Below are 19112 nucleotides of genomic sequence, written 5' to 3'. Positions count from 1 at the left end.
GGCTCCGCGAGATAACCGTTGCTACCCGCCGAATTGCGGGCGCGCCGCTACTCGAACCGCTTCCGGACGCTCTCCGCGTGCGCCTCCAACCCCTCCGCCTCGGCGAGCGAGGTGATCGTCCCCGAGAGGTCGTCGAGCGCGTCGCGGTCGAGGCGCTGGACCGTCGACGACCGGAGGAACGTGTCCACGGAGAGCCCACCGTAGCGCTTCGCGCCGCCGTTCGTCGGCAGTACGTGGTTCGTCCCGGCCGCGTAGTCGCCCGCGGCGACCGGCGAGTGCGGGCCGAGGAAGACGGAGCCGGCGTTGGTGATCCGGTCGAGAAGCGCCTCGTCGTCGTCGGCCACGATCGAGAGGTGTTCGGCGGCGTACTCCTCGGCGAACAGCACGGCCTCGGGCATCGACCGCGCGTGGAGCACGCCGGAGGCCTCGTTGTCGAGCGCGGCCCGGATCGTCTCCTCGCGCTCACGCTCGGCCGCCTGCGCCTCGACCGCGTCAGCGACCGCCGCGGCGAGGTCGGCGTCATCCGTGACCGCGACCACGGAGGCGTTCGGGTCGTGTTCGGCCTGCGCGACGAGGTCGGCCGCCACGAGGGAGGGGTCCGCCGTCTCGTCCGCGAGGACAAGCACCTCGCTCGGGCCGGCGAGGAAGTCGATTTCGGCGTCGCCTTGGACGATCGACTTCGCGGCCGTGACCCACTTGTTCCCGGGGCCCACGATCTTCTGGACCCGCGTCACCGTCTCCGTGCCGTAGGCGAGCGCGGCGACAGCCTGCGCGCCGCCGACCTGGTACACCGCGTCGGCCCCCGCCTCGTGGATCGCCGCGAGGGTGACCGGGTTCAGATCCGCCGCCGGCGGCGTGGCGCCCGCGACGTGGTCGACGCCGGCGACGACCGCGGGGATGATCCCCATCAGCGCGCTGGAGGGGTACGCGGCCGCGCCGCCGGGCACGTACACGCCGACCCGGTCGATCGGACGGAACCGCCGCCCCAGCTCCCGGCCGCCGAAGTCGTCGCGCCAGTCCTCCGGGCGCTGCCGCTCGTGGAACTCGCGGACGTTCGCCGCGGCCTCGCGGACGGCGTCGAGGACCGGGTCGTCCGCGTCGGCCAGCTCGTCGTGCGCCCGCGCCGCGTCGTCCGTCACGTCGATGTTGCCGACGGCGACCCCGTCGAACTCCTCGGCGAACTCGCGGACCGCGACGTCGCCCTCCTCGCGGACCCGTTCGACGATCTCCCGCACGTCTTCGCGGACCCCCTCGACGCCGGCGTCGCGCTCGAAGAAGGCGCGGCGCTCGGCCGGCGAGAGGTCCGCGACGGTTCGTACGTCCATACGCTTCGTGGGGGTCGGCGCGGCAAGGGCGTTCCGACTCGGGCGGCGCTGGCGGTGCCACGGCCGACCGGACGAGGCGGGCCGTCGCCGCTCACGTCAGCGGGCGGACACCCGTCAGATCGAGGAGGGCGAGGACGACGAGACCGGCGAGCAGCCCGGCCGCCGCGAAGAGGACGGGCGCCGACGCGGCGACGGCGACCCCGTAGGGCGCCACCAGTCGGGTCGTGCCGCGGATGAGGAAGGAGACGAACACGAGACCGAACGCGGCGAACGCGAGGGCGACGAACCGGGAGCGGTCCACGGGCGCTCAGTCCGTCTGGGGAACGCCCGTGCCGTGGGGTCCGTGGCCGTGGGACTCGCGGCTGGGGTCGAAATCGGTACACATGTCGTAGAACACCGCCTCGGGGTCGCGGTTCCACTGCCACTTCCAGCGGGTGCGGACCAGCAGCGACAGCTTCCGGGTGAGCGACAGCTCCGGGGTCGTCGAGACGGTGTCGTACCCGAGGTTCCGGATGAGGCGGTGGTGGTCGACGTACAGCACCGCCGCGAGCAGCACCGCGAGCTGGCAGTCCTCGGGGAGGTACTTGATCCCCGCGACGCCCTCCTCGTAGAGGCGCTCCGTGCGGGCCATCTCCTCGCGGATCGCAGCCGCGACATCCTCGTCGAACTCCAAGTCGAGGATCTGCTGCTCGCTCACGCCGTGGCGCCGCAGGGTCTCTAGGGGGAGGTAGATCCGGTCGCGCTCGACGACGTCCTCGCGGACGTCCCGGAGGAAGTTCGTCATCTGGAACGCCTCGCCGAGCTTCGTGGCGTGCGGGAGCGCCTCGGCCTCCTCCTCCGGATCGAGGTCCATGATCGACGTCATCATCCGCCCGACGGCGGCGGCGGAGCCGTCCATGTACGCCTCTAGGTCCGCGTAGGTTTCGTAGCGGTCGGTGTCGATGTCGCTCTCCATCGCGTCCACGAACGAGTGAACGTCCGCGTCGGCGATGCCGTTCCGCTCGCGCACCTCGGAGAACGCCTCCAACACGGGGTCGTCGGTCGGCTCCTCGCCGAGCGCGGCCGCCCGGAGCCGGTCGAGTTCGGCCCGCTGCTCGGCGGGGGGCGCCGTGTCTTCGGCGTCGACGACCTCGTCGGCGATCCGGAAGAATCCGTACAGCACGTACGTCGGGTGACGAATCCGCTGCGGCAGTAGCCGGGTGGCGACGTGGAAGGTCTTCCCGGTGCGGCGCTGGATCCGCTTGCTCCGGGCAACCTGCTTTTGCTCTACCATGCTGACCTCGGTGGGTCGGCAAGGAGGGTCACGTACGGGTCGCCCATCATAAAAGAAAGGTCGGCCTCCAAGAACATAACAGTTCGCACGACACAGTTCGGGTGCCGATCGACCCCGGCCGTGCCGGCGATCGACGCGGCGCGCGGCGCGACCGACGGCTCAGTAGAACGTGTCGCTACAGTCGTAGACGACGCCGTGCGCCGGACAGACGTACTTACAGTGCCGGTGGTACATCGGGGTCTCGCAGACCGGACACGGGCGACCGCCGTCGTCCGCGGGGGCATCGCTCACGGCGGACACACGCGGTCGAGAGGCAAAACCCTATCCACCGTTCACCGCGTCGAGATACCTGACCAGTCAGTCGTCGAGGGCGCCCCGGAAGCGAGTTACTCGTCCGCCAGTCGGTCGTACACCGAGCGAGCGACCGTCTCCTCGTCGAACGGGAGGGTTAACACGCCCCCCCACTCGGAGCCGGTGAGCGCCCCCACCGTCTCCCCGTCGAGCTCGACGCGCCGCACCTCGGTCCCGTCGAGCGTCATCGACACCACGAACGCCGCCGGGTCGTCGGTCGCCCCCGCCTCGTCGAGGCGGCTCCGGAACGACTCGATCCCCGCCTCGGAGAACACGACCTGGACGAGGTACTCGCCGTCTTGGGAGAAGACGCCCTTGACGCGGTCGAGGTCGCTCGCGTCGAACAGCAGCGCGTCGGTCCCGTCGTCGCCGGTCACCCGCGCGACGAACGGCGCGTCGGGATCGACGCCGGCCGACGAGGGACCGGACCCGCCCCCTCCGTCGGCGGACGCGCCGCCCGTCGGTCCCGGACCGTCGCCGCCGATGCCGCCGGCCGCCTCGCCGTCCGTCACCGCCGTCGCGCCCGCGAAGCCGACGGCGCCGACCGCACAGACCGCGCCGAGGCCGCCGAGCACGCCCCGTCGAGAGATGTCCATACCCTGCGGTTTCGGCGAGCGGTAAAAAGGATTACACGCCGATTTCCGCGCGCGATAATTACGGAAATCCGGAACGTTCGACATCCGGAACGCTCGCCACCGGTTACTCGGCGGCGAAGGCGACCTCGTCGCGGGTCGCCGTCTCGCCGAACAGCCACTCGGCGTGGTCGACCGCGTACTCGCGGTGGTCCTCGGTGATGTAGCCGAGCGCGTCCTCGACGACGACCGGGCGGTAGTCTCGGAGGCCCGCGCTCCCGGCCGTGTGGAGGACGCAGACGTTCGCGAGCGTGCCGCAGATCAGCAGGTCGTCGATGCCGTGCGCGTCGAGGTACCCCTCCAAGTCCGTCCGGTAGAAGGCGTCGTAGGTGTGCTTCTCGACGACGTGGTCGTCGTCGCGCACGTCGAGGTCGGCGACGAGTTCGGCGTCCCACGACCCCTCGACGACGTGTTCGCCCCACCGGTCGAACTCGTCGTAGTAGTGGGTCTCGTCGAACTGCTCGGGCGGGTGGACGTCGCGGGTGTAGACCACGCTCGCACCGGCCTCCCGGGCGCGGTCGACGAGCGCCGTCACCGGCTCGACCGCCGCCTCGCTCGGCTCGGCGTAGAGGCTCCCGTCGGGGTGACAGAACCCGTTTTGCATGTCGACGACGACCACCGCGGTTGCTGTCGGATCGAACGCCATACCGGCGGTTAGCGCGCAGGGGGCAAAAACCGTCGTCCGTTCCGCGGGGTCCGCGCGGCGATCCGCCGACACGGCAGGAAAAAATCCGCCGGCCGCGGCGCCGAAGGAACCGACAAACTACTTACCGGGGCGGCCGATAAATCTCGTATGCGACGGGTTCTCAGCCCCTCGACCGCGGCCGCGATCGTTGCCGCGGTCGCCGTCCTGTGTGTCGCCTTCACCGCCGGCGTCGCCGCCGCCCCCGACGCCGGCGCGGTCCCCGCCGAGTCGGCCGGGAACGGCCCCGTGACGTCCGACGCCGTGCCCTCCGCGTCGGCCGAGGAGTGCGGTCCTGGTGACGGCACCGAACTGGTGGGCTGTTGGAACGGGACCCACTACGAGGAGTCGGTCGACTTCGCGGAGACCGACGGACTCAACGAGACGCAGTTGGCGGCGCTGACGGACCTGACGATGGCGCGCGTCGAACACGTCCGTCAGCGCCCCTTCCGGGAGGACGTGCCGGTCGAGACGGTCTCCCGGAGCGAGTACCTCAACGACACGGCGAGCGGGAACGGCTCCGAGGCGTTCCGGCGCTGGAACGACCAGGTGTGGGAGGCGCTGTTCGTCGTCGGCGACGACGCGAACGCCAACAGCGAGATCGACTCGGTGTTCGGCGGCGCGGTCTCTGGCTTCTACTCGCCGACGGCGGACCAGATCGTCATCGTCGTCCCCGACGGGGAGTCGCCGGATATTGACCCCTCCACGCTCGCGCACGAGCTCCTCCACGCGATGCAAGACCAGTACCACGACCTCACCGACCCGCGCTACGTCGGCGCGACGCAGGACGGCGACCTCGCGGTCGACGGGATCGTCGAGGGGGAGGCGGTCCACGTCGAGGAGCGGTACGCCGCCCGCTGCGCCGACAACTGGACCTGCGCCGAGCCGCCCGAGAGCGGCGGGGGCGGCGGCGACGTGCCCGACTTCAACTTCGGCATTCTCCAGACCGTCCTCCAGCCGTACGGCGACGGCGCGCTGTACGTCCGCGAGCTGCGCGACGAGGGGGGCTGGGCCGCCGTCAACGAGACGATGAACGACCCGCCGGCGTCGACGGCTGAGGTCATCCACCGGGACCCCGACTACGAGGAGCGCAGCGTGAGCTTCGAGGACGCCGCGACCGGCGGGTGGGAGACGTACGCGGACCAGGGGGTCGACGGCGCGGAGACAGCGGGCGAGGCGTCGATGTTCGTGATGTTCTGGTACCAGAGCGCCGGGGTGCGGTTCGACGGCGGATACGAGTATTCGGTGCTCGAGCCGGACCGGTCCCCCGCGGAGAACTACAACGTCCACTTCCGCACCGACGCGGAGCTCCAAACCCGGGGACTGTACAACTACGCGCACCCCGTGACCGAGGGGTGGGCCGGCGACGAGCTGTACCCCTACCGGAACGGCGAGCGCGACGGCTACGTCTGGGCGACCGAGTGGCAGACCGAGGGCGACGCCGCGGCGTTCCGCGACGCCTACGTGCGGATGCTGACCGCGCACGGCGACGGCGACTACGCCGAGGGGACCGTGTACGAGATCGGCGAGGAGAGCGACTTCCCCGGCGCGTACGGCGTCGAGCGCGACGGGACGAGCGTGACGATCACCCACGCGCCCTCGCCGGCGGGCGTCCTCGAACTCCGGCCGGACGCCGACCTCGCGCTCCCGGACGCGGGTGACGGGGCCGACGGCGACGGCGGTGACGGCGGAAGCGACAGCGGCGACGACGGCGACGTGAGCGACGGAACCGACGGCGCCGACGGGGCGAACGGGAGCGACGACGGGAACGGGAGCGACGACGGGAACGAGAGCGGCGACACCGCCGGCAGCACTCCCGGATTCGGGGTCGCGGCGACGCTCGTCGCCGTTATGGCGGCGCTCGGGCTGTTCGCACGGCGATCCACGTGAACTGATCCGCCCGGGATCGTCGCGCGCTCGCCGCGACACGGTGGCTTTTCGTCTCCGCGCCCGAACCGTCGAGCATGAGCGAGTTCGACATCGTCGACGCGGCCGCGATCCGGGAGGGCCGCGCGACCGACGCGTACTTCGAGCGGACCGAGGCGGCGCTGGAGGCGGCGGGGCGGAACCCGCGCGTCGTCGCCGAGGTGACCGCGGACCAGTTCCCGGACGGGGAGTTCGAGCTGTTCGCCGGCCTCGGCGACGCCGTCGAGCTGCTGGCCGGCCGCGGCGTCGACGTCGACGCGATCCCGGAGGGGCGGCTGTTCGACGGCGGGCCGGTGATGCGGATCGAGGGGCCGTACGCGGCGTTCGCGCGGCTGGAGACGTCGCTGCTCGGCTTCCTCTCGCAGGCGTCCGGGATGGCGACGGCGGCGCTCGACTGTCGGCTCGCCGCGCCGGACTCCTCGGTGCTCTCGTTCGGCGCGCGCCACGTCCACCCAGCGATGGCCGCGGCGGTCGAGCGGTCCGCGCTCGTCGGCGGCTTCGACGGGTTCTCGCACGTCGCGGCCGGCGAGCTGCTCGGCCGCGAGGCGTCCGGGACGATGCCCCACGCGCTCGCCATCTGCTTCGGCCGCGGCGAGCAGGAGGCCGCGTGGCGCGCCTACGACGATGGCGTGCCGGGGGACGCGCCCCGGATCGCGCTGTGTGACACCTACTCCGACGAGGTCGACGAGGTCCTCCGCGCGGTCGAGACGCTCGGCGACGACCTCGACGGCGTCCGGCTCGACACGACCGGGTCCCGGCGCGGCGACTTCCGACACATCGTCCGCGAGGTCCAGTGGGAACTCGAGGCCCGGGGCCACGGGGACGTGGACGTGTACGTCTCCGGCGGGCTCGGCCCCGCGGACCTCCGAGACCTGCGCGACCTCGCCGACGGGTTCGGCGTCGGCGGGTACGTCTCCAACGCGGACCCGGTCGACTTCGCGCTCGACCTCGTCGCCGTCGACGGCGAGCCGGCGGCCAAGCGCGGGAAACTCTCGGGCGCGAAGTCCGTCTACCGCACCGAAGACGGCGCCCACGCGGTCGGGCTCGCGGGGCGCTCTGGCCCGGACGGCGCCGACTCGCTCATGGAGCCCGTGATCCGCGACGGCGAGGTCGTCGCCGACGAGGCCCTCGACCTGTCGGCGTCGACGGAGCGGGCGCTCGCGGACGCGGAGGCGGTGGGGTACGGGGACGACGAGTAGTTTGTCGCACGGCGGGGCGCGGTCGGAGAGACCGGCTCGGGCCGCGCGTCACCCGGAGTCGTCCGGCGCGTCGTCGTCCGGTCCGGTGGCGCCCGAGTCGGCGCCGTCCGGGTCGCCGAACAGGCCGAGACAGGCCCACGCCCAGCCGCGGGCTCGGACGCGGCGCGGTGAGTCGGACACGGTTACGCCCTCCGGACGAGGTGGTCGCGGACCGCCCGCCGGCACTCGCGGAGCGTCTCGACGAGGCGCGCGACGGTCGAGAGGACGGGGTACGACACCGTGAAGTCGTCGTACAGGTACGCGACGGTCGATCGCTGTCGGACGCCGACCGCGGCGCCGCGGCTGGCGGTCCGATCGAGGTCGGCCTGCCGCTCCGCCAGCAGCGCCTCGCAGGCCTCGATCCGCTCGCCGAGCGCCTCGTGGCGGCGACGCAGGGCGTCGAACCCGAGCGCGGAGAGGGGCGTCTCGTCCGCGGTCGACAGCCAGTCGGTGGTCTCACGGACCGTCTCGCCGGCGGACCGGAGCGACGCCGCCTCGCGTTCGAGGGTCCGGTCGAACACGGCGAGCTCCGCGAGCCGGTCGTCGACGGCGGACGCTATCGCCGACGCGACCGGGCGGGTGAAATCGTGGTCCGTCTTCGGCGAGAGCGCGACCGCGACGGCGTCGCCCAGTTCCTCGCGGACGGTCGCGAGCAGCGGTTCGCCGTCGGAACCGTCGGGCACGCTGTGGGGCCGCACCGTCTCGGCGAACGCCTCGCGGACCCGGCGACAGCCGTCGGTCGACGCCGCGTTCGTCGCGCCGGCGATGGCGCGGACGCCGCCGGCGCTCGGTCCCGGCCCACCGCCGGTGCCGTTCCCGAAACCGGCGCCCCCGCCGCCGGCGCCGGTCGGCGCCGAGGCGGTCGGGATCGATGCGAGAGCCGATCGGAACCGCTCGTACGCTCGTCGCTCGTCCGCCGTGGCGTCGCGTTCGGCCGCCACCCGGTCCCGGGCGCGGTCGACGTGCGTCTCGACGGTCACCGCGGATCACCGCCCTCGGGCGGTCGACCGTCTGCGTTGACCGTGTGAGTCATAGAGATTAGGCTAGCCTAAAACATCAAAAAGCCACCGGTTCGCGGGACCGTCGGAGCGCGGGCGCCGATCTGCGCTCGGCGGTCGAGACGCGAGGGAGCGACAGACCACGAGTGAGAGGGCGCCGCGGCTCAACGGGACGCGTCGAGCGGGAAGGAACGGTTTGCGAGACGACGGGGCCGGGACGATCGATGTCCCGGCGCGAGCGGGTCGGCCTACAGCTCCTCGACCGCGCCGCCGTCGGCGCGCTCTCGGAACACCTGGCCCTCGATGAGCGTCACCATCGTGTCTTCCTCCTGCCAGGCGGTGGGCGAGAGCTTCGCCTTCCGGCAGGTTCGCGAGAGGAACTCCGCGGCCGACCAGCCGTTCTCGACGGGGACCGTCGGATAGAGCCAGCCGTGCGCGTTACCGCTGTCGACGGAGACGCCGTGGGTGCCGATCTCGAGGTCCTCAGCGGGATCGTTGGTAAGGACAGTGTTTGAGACGACGAACACCGAGACGGTGATGTTGTCGAGTTCCTTCGGCTCCACCTCGGAGCCGCAGGAGTCGCCCGAGGCGGCCTTGATGGCGGCCTCGACGATGGCGTGCCCGAGCTGGTCGGAAGTGTCCCACGCGCCGGCGCAGCCGCGGAGACGGCCCCGCCCCCGAGTCGACTGGAGCCGAACGAAAGCGCCGGTGCGGGCGTAGAACGCCTCGCGCATGCTTCCGGGCTGTTCGCGTTGCCCGTGTCGAACGAACGACTCCACCGCCTCCCGCGCGAGTTCGACCGCTCGTGCACCGTCGTCGTACGACAGCTGAACGGTCTGGGCCTCGGACATGAGAGTCCATTACGTTGCTGGCGACTTGAACGCTTCCCTTGTGGCACCGCGCTCGCGGCGTTCGCGGCGTCTCCGCCGAACCCCGCAGATTCCGCCCGGCGGACGCGCCCGACCGATCCGCTTATTCGCCGGCGGGCGAAACGGGAGAACGGACAGAGGGAGCCCGACTCCCGTGCCTCCGGCATGAGGAAAGTCCCCCCACCGGCCGGACAGGCGACCGGGCACACGCCCGGAGTCGGAGACGGCTGGCTCTGGAACAGCAACGACACCACCCGCCCCGACCGATGATCCGCGCGAACCGACCCGCAAGGGAAGGGAGTTAACCCGGAGAGGGCATCGTGGCTTCACCACGCGACGGGCAGGAACGGATGGAACGGCGAATCCTCGCCGGTGCAAGTCCGCGCCACAAGGTAGTCCGGCCGCGGCGCGGACGCTCAGCCGAATGTCGGGACGAACCGAAGGGGGCTTACTCCCCTCAGTCCGCTCACGCCGCCGAGCGGCGCGACCGCTCGACGCGGGGCGCGGGAGCCGGTGATGCTGGACTCACTCCAGTAGCCGACTGACGAGTTTCATGATAACGTTCACAGCCACGACGAGACCGACCGTCAGCACAATCCCGACGAGACTCGTCGCGCCGGTCCTGAGGAGGACACCGATCGAGTGGCCTGCGATCAGGAGATACATAAACACGATGCGAATACCGGTCGTTAATAAAAAATTTTCGTGTCGCGTTTCCGGTTCTGACAGAGAGCGGTCCGTGCCGCATCGGCCGGTCGAATCGTCTGGAGGGGGCGAACGGTATCGGAGTTCCGCCGCGGGGTCGCCGCCGTCGGACTACGTTCCCGACGCGACCTCGATTCGGGGCTTCGACCGGACGGAGGCTCGGACGGTTCGCCCGTGGCTCACGCCGTCTCCATCTCCTTTTCCAGCTCGCGAAGCTTCTCGATGCGGTTCTCCGTCGACGGGTGCGTCGAGGCGATCTTGCCGACGAAGCCGGCCTTGATCGGGATGATGAAGAACGCGTTCATCTCCGCCTCCTCGCGGAGGTCCTCCTTCGGCACCTTGTCCATCCGGCCGTCGATCGTCATCAGCGCCGAGGCGAGCGCGCCGGGCTTCCCGGTGATCAGCGCCGCGCCGCGGTCCGCGGAGTACTCGCGGTAGCGCGAGAGCGCGCGGATGAGCAGGAACGAGACCACCCACACGACGAGCGACACCAGAATCGCCACGATGACGGGCGCGCCCTGCCGGTTGTCGCCGCCGAGCAGCCAGCCCCACCGCACGATGAAGAAGGCGATAGTCGAGAGGAACGACGCGATGGTCATTACCATCACGTCGCGGTTCTTCACGTGCGCGAGCTCGTGGGCGAGGACGCCGTCCAACTCGTCTTCGTCAAGGCTCTCCAGCAGGCCGGTCGTCACCGCGACGGTGGCGTTCTTCTTGTTCCGGCCGGTCGCGAACGCGTTCGGGACGCGGGTGTTCGCGACCGCGACGGTCGGCTTCGGCAGGTCGGCCTGCTGGCTCAGCCGCTCGATCCGCCGGTGGAGGTCGGGGTACTCGTCGGGGTCGACCTCGCGGGCGCCCATGCTCCGCAACGCGAGCTTGTCGCTGAAGAAGTACTGCGCGACCGCGAACCCGCCGAGCATGACCAGCGGGAAGAGGAAGTCGCCGAAGTACACCGTCAAGGCTCCAACGAACACGACGTAGAGGGCGAACAGGAGGAACATCGTGAACGCCATCCGTCCACGCAACCCCCAGTCTGTCTTCCAGTCCATACCCCAAGATTACCGCTCGGCGCGTTAAAGCCTGCCGGAGCCGGTGACGATGCGACCCGGAGGCGCCCGCCCGCGGCGGTGCGGTTTTCGGCGCAACGCTGCGTTTTTGCCCCGCGACCGCGACGGCGACGCATGGAGACAGTCCTCGTCACCGGCGGCCGCGGCGCCTCCGGGCGCTGGGTCGTCGACCGCCTCGCCGGCGACTACGAGGTCGTCGTCGTCGACTACGACCACCCCGGGCTCGGCGTCGACCCCGCGCCGAACGTCTCGTTCCGCGCGGCCGACCTCGCCGAGCGCGAGCAGGCGCTCGACGTCGTCGCCGCCGTCGACCCAGACGCCGTCGTCCACTGGGCGGCGATCCCCGTGGCCGGAACCCACCCCGAGGGGCGGGTGTTCGAGACGAACGCGCTCGCCGCGAAGCACGTCCTCGACGCCGCCGGGCGGGCGGGCGCGCCGGTCGTTCAGGCCTCCAGCGACGGTGCGTACGGCTTCTTCTTCGCCGAGCCGACGCCGTTCCCGGATGAGCTGCCGGTCACCGAGGGGCACCTGCTCCGCCCGGAGGACCCGTACGGGCTCTCGAAGGTGACCGCGGAGGCCGCGGCGGGCGCGGTCGCGCGCCGCCACGGCGTGCCGGCGGTCTCCGTCCGCCCATCGTGGATCCAGTACCCCGGCGACTACGCCTGCCGCGCGGACGAGTACGTGACCGACCTCAACGCGGGCGCGGGCAACTTCTGGTCGTACGTCGACGTCCGCGACGTCGCCGACCTCGTCGCGGCCGCGCTCGCGGACCTCCTCGGCGACGACTCGGCCGTCGCGCTCGGCACCCACGAGGCGATCAACTGCGTCGCGGCCGACAACGCGCTCGGTCGCCCCCTGCTCGAACTCCTGCGCGAGTCGTACGGCGAGGTTTCCGACGACTGCGCGGTCGACGGGAGCGCGCTCGCGGAGGGCGACGACCGCGGCGCGTACGCGGTCGCGAAGGCGGAGCAGCTGTTCGGGTGGACGCCGTCGCGGTCGTGGCGCGACGCGGCCGACGAGGCGGTCACCGAGCCGGCACTGTTCGAGGGGTGACTCGGCCGGGCGACAGCGACCGATTTCCGGTCAGATCGACAGGATCGCGTTGACGAGGGTCCGCGTCGCGATGGCGGTCACGGAGCCGAGCCACGTCAGGAGCACGAAGTGGATGTAGCCGTTCGCGGGGTTCCCGCCGTCGATCCGGCGGATCATCTGCGAGGAGAGCGCCGCGTTGAACAGCACGACGGTGAGGAGGAGGTACTCGATGAGCGGGATGTCGTAGGCGCCGGGGTAGACGATCTGCCCGATGTCCATCTGGTCGAGCCCGAAGTCGGCGGTCAAGTCCGCGAGAATCGCAACGATCTCCAGCCCGATGAAGAAGGCGAACGTCGCGGCCGCGGTGATCCCGTACAGCAGTCCGATGAACGTCATCGCCGCCTGCCGGCGCTGCTCGCGCAGCTGGTTGACGGCGTTCATGTTCTTCGAAATCAGCTCGCCGAGCATCTTCGGGTCCCCGCCCATCCGCCGGCCCACGAGGTACATCTCGGAGAACTTCTGGATGAGGTACGAGCGCGTGTCTCGCGTGAACGCCCGCCACGCGCCCTCGGTGCTGATTCGCATGTTGAGCCGGCGGTAGAGCCGCTCGATCGACTCCGAGAGCTCCCCGAAGTTCTTGTCGCGCAGCGTCGTCAGCACGTCGGTGGTCGTCGACTGCTTCGCGCTCTCGGTCGCGCCCAGCGCGCGCACGAACGACGGGAACTCGCCGTCGCGGGCGGTGATCGCCTGCTCCTCGCTCCGAAGGACGACCCCGGTGATGATCAGCGGCGAGATGGGGACCGCGAGGTACAGCGGCAGCCGCACGTCGTCGAGGAAGAAGAGGAGACCGGGAAGCCCGGGCCCGTACCCGAACATCCCGGCGGCCGTGATCCCGATGAGGAGGAACGAGAGCGCGCCGCCGCCGATCAGCGACCCCCACAGCTTCAGGTCGCCCGGGGAGCGCTCGTCGGGGTGGTACCAGATCGGGTCGTACGGCGATGTGGCGCGGATCATCGCGTAGAAGCCGAGCTGGACGAAGACGAACAGCACGATGACGGCCGCGACAGTCGCGGTCGGGTCGTTACCGGTGAGGATCGGGAGGACGACCGCGAACACGAGAGCGAACGTCATCGAGAGGATCATCGACATGTACAGGTCCTTCATCACCTCCAAGTTCGAGAGCGCGGACTCGTAGCGGGTCTCGTACTGTGCTAGCATGACGTCCTGCTCAGAGACGAGGAACTCCTCCAGCGACTGCCCCGCGCCCATGGTGTAGCCGAGGCGGTCGAAGAAGTCGGCCATCGCGTCGGAGGGGACCTCCTGAGCCCGACGCCGACACGCGTCGTCGAGGCTCTGGTTCCACGTGTCGACGAGGTGGACGACGCGACCGATCTCCTCGGCGGCGACGCCGTACTCCTCCTCTTTCGCCAGCGTCCGGAACACCTCCATCCGGTCGATGTTCGTCGTCGACAGCACCGTCATGTGCGTCATCACGAGATGTAGTTGGTTGTCGATCTTCGTCTCCAGACTGGAGAGGTAGATCTTCGGGTAGATCACCGCCGCGAACAGGATGAGCCCGCCGAACATCGGGATCGGGACCCGGGCGGCGAAGGGGAGCGGCAGCGCGACCAAGCCGACGACGCTCGCGAGGAAGACGAGCACGGCCGGGAACAGCACGAGCCCGACGTACTTCCCCTTGGAGATGTCGAGCTGCTCGTACGACTCCATGACCTCGGAGGTCAGTTGGGCGGCCGTCGCGAGCCCGTCGCCCACCTGTTTCACCGCCATCGTCAGCGTCCCTCCGGCGCCCTCGCGGGCGGTTCGTCACCGAGCATCGTCACGTGTCCCCGAGCATCGTCACATCGTGTTCCGGTGCATGTCGAAGGGGAGCCCCTCGACGCCGTCACGCTGGAAGGAGTTGATCGCGTCGTTCACCTCGTGGTAGCCCAGAATGCCCTCCTGAATCATCCGCTCGATGAGCTCCGCACGGAACTCCAGGTCGTCGTAGATGTCGCGGGTGTCGGCGTAGCCGAGCAGCGTCGCGATCTGCTCTTCTAACACGTAGGAGTTGTTCATCCCCTGGAAGACGATCTCGTCTTCGACGGGGTCCCAGCTGAACACCTCGCGGGTGACGACCCCCTCCATCTCCTTGGAGTACCCCTCGATCTCCTGGACGCTCGTCACGCGGCGCAGGACTTGGTCGCCCTGCTTCACGCGGTTCTGGAACAGCGCCACGTCGGCGTTGTCCATGAACGTCTCCGGGACGTTGATCGGCTCGGAGGTGAACCGCTGGATCATCGAGACGATGTCGGACGCGTGGAACGTCAGCATCACGGGGTGGCCGGTCTGGGCCGCCTGGAACGCCATGCGCCCCTCGGCGCCCCGGACCTCACCCACGATGATGTAGTCGGGGCGCGACCGCAACGCCGCGGCGACCAGATCGAACATATCCACGTCGGTGGATCCCTCGGCGCCGCCCTCACGGGTCAACAGCTGCTGCCACGTGCTGTGCGGCGGGATGACCTCCGCGGTGTCCTCCGCGGTGTATATCTTCGAGTCGTCCGGGATGTACGAGAGGATGGCGTTCAGCGTCGTCGTCTTCCCGGACGCCGTCTCCCCGACCACGAATACCGTCTGCTCGTTCTCTAGGCAGAGCCAGAGGTACGCCGCCAACTGCGGCGAGAGCGTTCCCCAGTTCGTGATCTGATTGATCGACAGGGGCACCTCGTCGCCCTGCCGGATCGTGAGCGAGGACCCCTTCAGCGAGACGTCGTCGGAGTAGATGATGTTGATACGCGAGCCGTCGGGCAGCGTGGAGTCGACGATCGGATCGGAGTCGGAGAGGGGGTCGCCCATCCGCTCGCCCATGTTCCGCAGCCAGTTGTCGAACTCCTCGGGGGTACCGAAGTCGACGGTCGTCTCCAGCATCCCGAAGGTGCCGTGGTCGACGTGACACTCCTTGGGGCCGATGACGTGAATGTCCTCGTTGGCCGGGTCGCGCATGATCGGTTCGAGGGGGCCGAGCCCGACGATGTCGCGGTTAAGCCGGTATCGGATGTTCTCGTAGGTCTCCTCCGTGACCGAGAGTTTCCCCATGTTGAGGACCTTCGAGAGGTTCCCGCGGAGTCCGCCGTTCTGCTCGTCGATGTGCGTGACCTCCTCTAACAGCTCCTCGATGAGGTCGTCGTACTCGGCCTCGTTGTCCGGAGCGGTGTGTTGACCGCTCACGGTGAGGAGCCGGTTTTTCACCTCGTTGAGGATCTCGGCCTGCGAGCCGGAGAGCTCCGGCTCGATGGCGTAGTACTTCGTGTCCTGCCCGAGGTCGCCGTAGATGTGGCTGTAGATGGGGCCGCCGACCGGATAGATGACGTTCGGCCGGTTGGACTCGTACTCGTCTTTCGGCTCCTCGATGAACTGCGGGAACTCCCCGGTGATCTGTTTGAACTCCCGGAGGTGCTCCCGGAGGTGCGGCCGCCGCATCGCGGCCTTCCGGAGCTCGTCGGACGGTTTGGCGGTGCCGTGTTCGGTCATGTCCCACGCTCGGTCGTCGCGGTGGTCGCAGTCCGCGCGCGCGGACCGGCTGTGCGTCTGCGGGCCATGTGTTAGGCGACGCTGCGGCTCTCAATGACGATTCCGGTTCCGGAACGCACCGAGAACCCGATCGTGTCGCCGACTTGTTCGCCCATGCCCGCGAACCGCTTCACGTTGATCTGCCGGCGGATGTCGTTGCCGACCTCGATCATCTCCAGTTCGAGGAACACGTCGGCGATGGAGCGGAACGGGCCGATCGCCTCGTCGTCGACCGCCGAGGGGTCGACGGTGAGCACCACCACCTTCCCCTGCGAGATGATCTCACGGAAGAAGGAGATGATCTCGAGGGCGGCCTGCCGCTCCTCGTTCTTCCGAACGAGCGCCTCGAACGTTGGGTCGTTGCGGAAGATGGCGTCGAACGTGTCGAGGAAGACGACGTCGGAGTTCCACATCGCCTCCGCTTCCATCAGCCGCTTGAGCAGCTCCTTGCGCTCGCCGTCGCCGTCGGAGAACGCGCCGCCGGAGTCGAAGTCGGCGTGGAGGAAGAGCAGCTCCTCTTGGAGGAGCGGCTTCACCATGTCGTACTCCAGCGAGTGCATCTGGTCGATGAACCCGCGGACGGTGAGCTCCGTCGACATCATCGTCACCGAAGCGCCCTCCTCGACGAGCCCGTAGGCGAACCGCTGAGAGATGGCGCTTTTCCCGGCCCCGTAGTCGCCCTCCATGAGGACGATGCTCCCGCGGGGGATGCCACCGCCGAGCTCCTTGTTGAGTCGGTCGCGCTCGCCGAGGCCGAGCGAGAGGAGGTTGTCGTGGGGCATCTCAGTTACCCCCCACGCGGAACTGGAATAGCTCCTCGTCGCCGTTCACCGAGAGGTACACCCGGTGGTCGCCGTCGGCGAGCCCGCCGTTCACGCCGTCGATCTCGCTGACCTCGATCGTGAGGCGGAGCACGTCGCCGCGGCTCCATGCGTTCGCGCCGTCGACGGAGACCAGCTCTCCGGAGAGCTTGCTTGGCCGCACGTACCCGCCGTCGAAGACGACGTCGAGGTCGGAGCCGTCGGGCGCGAGGCGGTAGGTGCCGGTGTTCTTTATCAGGAGCGTCACGTTGCCCTCGGTCGCGTTGTACACCCCCGCGCTCGGGTCGGAGATGATCGTCACGTCGGTCCGGAGCTGCTCGGTCGCGTCGAGCCCCGCGTCGTCGACGGCAGCGCTCACGCGGTCGACGCCCGTCGTGATCGTCCCGACGACGCCGGCGGCGATCACCAGGCTGGCGATGAACAGGATGAGGTGCGAGACCGGGACGCTGGCCATCTACGCGCTCACCTCCGTCACGGTCGCGGCGTCGCGGACACCGGACTCGACGACGAGGACCACGCGGGTCTCCCCGCCGACGATGTCGGTCTCCACGGTGTCGCCGACCGTCACCGACAGCGTCTCGTCGCCCAGCCAGAGCGCGGTGTCGGCGTCGCCGTCGACGGTCGTGGCAGCGTTCGAACCCCCGACGTCGACGTACTCGTTGCCGACTAGGAGCGTCGCGTCGTCGGCGACGAGTCCGATCGAGCCCTCGTTGGTGGCGTTGACAGTGAGCTCGCCGGTCGTCGCGTTGAACGTCGCGCTCGTCACGGAGAAGTCGGTGTTCTGCCGTTCGAGCGCGCGCTCGTTGACGCCGTGTTGCGCGTCGGAGACTCGCTCGATCCCGTTGGACGCCACGGGGTAGAACGTCGTGAACGCGAAGAACAGCCCCGCGACGATGATGGCCGTAGACGCGGAGACGCTAACGCCCATCTCCCCACCCTCTGTCGGCCGGATCGGCGCGGTCGGAACGGGGATTCGGGTCGTTCATCGGTCGCGTGGAACCGTTCCGCTCGCGCCGGTCGTCGCGGGGAGCGTCGCCGCGGTTCGCCCCGCCGTCGCGGTCCGCGCCGTTCGTACCGTGGCCCGCGCCGTTCGTGCCGTGATCCGCGCCGTTCGTGCGTCGCTCGCGCTCGTCCGGGGCCTCTCGGCGACCGGACGGCTCGTGCCCGTTCCGCTTCGGGGCCGAGCGGTCGCGGCGGTCGCCGCGGGCCGGGTCGGCGCGACCGCCGCGGCGGCCTCTGACCGGCCCGCCGCCGACGATCGAGCCGCCGGCGAGGTCGTCCCAGCGGTCGAGGAGGACCGTGTGGCTGCTGGTGCCGTTGAGCTGGGTCACGTACCGGAGGCTGCGGGTGTGGTGTTCTCGGACGAGCCGGTCGGTGCCCGGACGGTCGACGAGGTTGCGGTCGATCGTGCCGAACCCGGAGAGGAAGTCCCGGAGCCGCGCCGCGGCGTCGGGACCGATCCACTCGATCCGCTCGTAGTAGTTGATGGCGCGCACCGCGTCGGTGACGTCGCTCTCGGAGACGAGGAACTCCAGCCACTCCATCACGAGGAGGTCCCCGACGTAGTCGCCCGGGAGTTCGGTGAGGTATGGCTTGCCGCGGCCGCCGCTCCCCGAGAGGTCGTCCTCACCGACGTACTCGAAGCCGCCGGACGCCTCAGCGGGGTCGCCGCCGGGTCGGCGGTCGGGGGCGGGATCCGGTTCGGCGCCTCGCGCCGGTTCGGGGTCCGCCGGTTCGCTGAAGTCGTCGCCACCGGTCTCGGCCCCGAGGTCGTCTCCGCCGAGGTCGTCACCGAACCCGTCGTCCGCGGCCCCGTCGTCGAACGAGTCCGTTTCGTCGCCGGGGTCGTCGAACGAGTCGTCCCCGTCGTCGAACGGGTCCTCGTCCGCGGCGTCGTCGCCCTCTTCGGCCCAGTCGGCCTCCCCGGAGTCGTACTCCTCTTTCAGTTCGCTGAAGCTCTTTCCGTCGTCGTTCATATCGTCTTCCTCGTCCGCCGTTTCGGTCTCGGACGCGGCGTCGTCCGTGCTGTCGTCATCCAGTTCCTCGAAGTCGTCGTCGAGGTCGTCGAACCCGCCGTCGTCGATATCCTCGTCGAGGTCGTCGAACCCGTCGTCGTCGAGGTCGTCGTCGAGGTCGTCGAACTCGTCCGCCTCCGCCTCCGCGTCCGCGTCCGCTTCCTCGTCGAGGAGGTCGTCGTCGAAGAACCCGTCCGCGTCGGCGTTCGCGACGTCCTCGTCGAGGTCCTCCTCCTCGCCGCCGTCTTCGTCGTCGAAGATGCCGAACGACCCCTCGCCGCCGCCGGCGACGCTGTCAAAGCCGCCGGAGTCGTCGACGAAGGGGTTGATGCCGCGGGTGACCATCTCGTAGATGTCGAGCAGGTTGCGGACGTCCTCCTCGATGTCGTCGACGGCGTTCGAGATCTCCTCGTTCTCCGAGCGGACCGTCGAGACGGTCGAGGAGAGCGACGCGACCTCGTTTTCGAGCTCGTCGAGCCGGTTTTCGAGCTCGTCGGTGGCCGCGCCGCCGCCGCCGCCACCGCCGCCGTCGTCGAACTCGTCGTCCCACTCGTCCATGCCGTCGAAGTCGTCGAAGCCGTCGCCGTCACCGCCCATGCCGCCGCCAC

20 protein-coding genes and 1 other RNA gene are annotated in these 19112 nt (G+C 69.9%); 4 read left to right on the top strand and 17 right to left on the bottom strand.

Going from position 1 to position 19112, the window contains the following annotated elements:
* Positions 1 to 47 precede the first annotated feature (47 nt).
* From hisD to EXE51_RS03135, 6 genes are all read right to left on the bottom strand, one after another.
* Positions 48 to 1325: a histidinol dehydrogenase gene (gene hisD, locus EXE51_RS03155; RefSeq protein WP_137692024.1), complete on the bottom strand. Its 1278-nt coding sequence runs from the start codon at positions 1323 to 1325 to the stop codon at positions 48 to 50.
* Between the two features lie 91 nt (positions 1326 to 1416).
* Positions 1417 to 1626 (bottom strand): hypothetical protein, encoded by a 210-nt coding sequence (locus tag EXE51_RS03150; protein WP_137692023.1) that lies wholly within the window; start codon positions 1624 to 1626, stop codon positions 1417 to 1419.
* Between the two features lie 6 nt (positions 1627 to 1632).
* On the bottom strand, positions 1633 to 2598 hold the full coding sequence (locus EXE51_RS03145) for a phytoene/squalene synthase family protein (RefSeq protein ID WP_086220654.1): 966 nt from the start codon (positions 2596 to 2598) through the stop codon (positions 1633 to 1635).
* Between the two features lie 159 nt (positions 2599 to 2757).
* Positions 2758 to 2889 carry an HVO_2523 family zinc finger protein gene (locus EXE51_RS18115; RefSeq protein ID WP_254921840.1) on the bottom strand — a complete coding sequence of 44 codons (132 nt, stop codon included), beginning with the start codon at positions 2887 to 2889 and terminating at the stop codon, positions 2758 to 2760.
* Between the two features lie 95 nt (positions 2890 to 2984).
* On the bottom strand, positions 2985 to 3545 hold the full coding sequence (locus tag EXE51_RS03140; protein ID WP_137692022.1) for a hypothetical protein: 561 nt from the start codon (positions 3543 to 3545) through the stop codon (positions 2985 to 2987).
* A gap of 103 nt (positions 3546 to 3648) precedes the next feature.
* Positions 3649 to 4227, bottom strand: a complete 579-nt coding sequence (locus EXE51_RS03135; RefSeq protein WP_089308380.1) for a cysteine hydrolase family protein — start codon at positions 4225 to 4227, stop codon at positions 3649 to 3651.
* 147 nt (positions 4228 to 4374) lie between these two features.
* Between EXE51_RS03135 and EXE51_RS03130 the strand changes: the two genes are divergently transcribed.
* Positions 4375 to 6153: an Hvo_1808 family surface protein gene (locus EXE51_RS03130; protein ID WP_137692021.1), complete on the top strand. Its 1779-nt coding sequence runs from the start codon at positions 4375 to 4377 to the stop codon at positions 6151 to 6153.
* A 74-nt stretch (positions 6154 to 6227) separates the two neighbouring features.
* Entirely contained in the window at positions 6228 to 7388 is a 1161-nt protein-coding gene (locus tag EXE51_RS03125; protein ID WP_137692020.1) for a nicotinate phosphoribosyltransferase, read from the top strand.
* A gap of 48 nt (positions 7389 to 7436) precedes the next feature.
* Here the strand turns inward: EXE51_RS03125 and EXE51_RS18110 are convergent, their stop codons facing one another.
* The 3 genes from EXE51_RS18110 to EXE51_RS03115 all read right to left on the bottom strand — a co-directional run bounded on the left by EXE51_RS18110 (position 7437) and on the right by EXE51_RS03115 (position 9276).
* Positions 7437 to 7568, bottom strand: coding sequence for a hypothetical protein (locus tag EXE51_RS18110; protein WP_255375963.1), 132 nt, complete (start codon positions 7566 to 7568; stop codon positions 7437 to 7439).
* A 2-nt stretch (positions 7569 to 7570) separates the two neighbouring features.
* Positions 7571 to 8407, bottom strand: a complete 837-nt coding sequence (locus tag EXE51_RS03120; protein ID WP_086219917.1) for a hypothetical protein — start codon at positions 8405 to 8407, stop codon at positions 7571 to 7573.
* A gap of 266 nt (positions 8408 to 8673) precedes the next feature.
* Entirely contained in the window at positions 8674 to 9276 is a 603-nt protein-coding gene (locus EXE51_RS03115) for a TIGR00296 family protein (protein WP_086216770.1), read from the bottom strand.
* Positions 9277 to 9427: 151 nt separating this feature from the next.
* On the opposite strand from EXE51_RS03115, the gene rnpB reads away from it, so the two are divergent.
* Positions 9428 to 9757, top strand: an RNA gene (gene rnpB / locus EXE51_RS03110) — RNase P RNA component.
* Positions 9758 to 9819: 62 nt separating this feature from the next.
* On the opposite strand, the gene EXE51_RS17470 is transcribed toward rnpB, so the two are convergent.
* Together EXE51_RS17470 and htpX are read right to left on the bottom strand one after the other, a co-directional pair.
* Entirely contained in the window at positions 9820 to 9960 is a 141-nt protein-coding gene (locus tag EXE51_RS17470) for a hypothetical protein (protein WP_158413874.1), read from the bottom strand.
* Positions 9961 to 10178: 218 nt separating this feature from the next.
* Positions 10179 to 11048 carry a zinc metalloprotease HtpX gene (htpX, locus tag EXE51_RS03105; RefSeq protein WP_137692019.1) on the bottom strand — a complete coding sequence of 290 codons (870 nt, stop codon included), beginning with the start codon at positions 11046 to 11048 and terminating at the stop codon, positions 10179 to 10181.
* 132 nt (positions 11049 to 11180) lie between these two features.
* Here htpX and EXE51_RS03100 point away from each other — a divergent pair, with 132 nt between their 5' ends.
* A complete protein-coding gene (locus EXE51_RS03100) occupies positions 11181 to 12119 on the top strand; it encodes an NAD(P)-dependent oxidoreductase (RefSeq protein WP_137692018.1) in 939 nt (312 codons plus the stop codon).
* Between the two features lie 30 nt (positions 12120 to 12149).
* On the opposite strand, the gene flaJ is transcribed toward EXE51_RS03100, so the two are convergent.
* The 6 genes from flaJ to EXE51_RS03070 all read right to left on the bottom strand — a co-directional run.
* Positions 12150 to 13886 (bottom strand): archaellar assembly protein FlaJ, encoded by a 1737-nt coding sequence (gene flaJ, locus EXE51_RS03095; RefSeq protein ID WP_049930120.1) that lies wholly within the window; start codon positions 13884 to 13886, stop codon positions 12150 to 12152.
* 69 nt (positions 13887 to 13955) lie between these two features.
* Positions 13956 to 15629: a type II/IV secretion system ATPase subunit gene (locus tag EXE51_RS03090; RefSeq protein ID WP_086216898.1), complete on the bottom strand. Its 1674-nt coding sequence runs from the start codon at positions 15627 to 15629 to the stop codon at positions 13956 to 13958.
* A gap of 71 nt (positions 15630 to 15700) precedes the next feature.
* Complete coding sequence (locus EXE51_RS03085; RefSeq protein ID WP_049930118.1) at positions 15701 to 16450, bottom strand: ATPase domain-containing protein; 750 nt, start codon at positions 16448 to 16450, stop codon at positions 15701 to 15703.
* A 1-nt stretch (position 16451) separates the two neighbouring features.
* Positions 16452 to 16943 (bottom strand): flagellar protein G, encoded by a 492-nt coding sequence (locus EXE51_RS03080; protein ID WP_086216897.1) that lies wholly within the window; start codon positions 16941 to 16943, stop codon positions 16452 to 16454.
* Positions 16944 to 17417 (bottom strand): flagellin, encoded by a 474-nt coding sequence (locus tag EXE51_RS03075; protein WP_086216896.1) that lies wholly within the window; start codon positions 17415 to 17417, stop codon positions 16944 to 16946.
* A partial coding sequence (locus tag EXE51_RS03070; protein WP_137692017.1) for a FlaD/FlaE family flagellar protein occupies positions 17407 to 19112 on the bottom strand: 1706 nt, incomplete at its 5' end. The genes EXE51_RS03075 and EXE51_RS03070, both read right to left, overlap by 11 nt.

It is taken from the genome of Halorubrum sp. CGM5_25_10-8B (assembly GCF_005435095.1).
Lineage (GTDB): Archaea > Halobacteriota > Halobacteria > Halobacteriales > Haloferacaceae > Halorubrum > Halorubrum ezzemoulense.
Note: the sequence above shows the minus strand (reverse complement) of the source record. Positions and strands in the feature narration are given on the sequence as shown.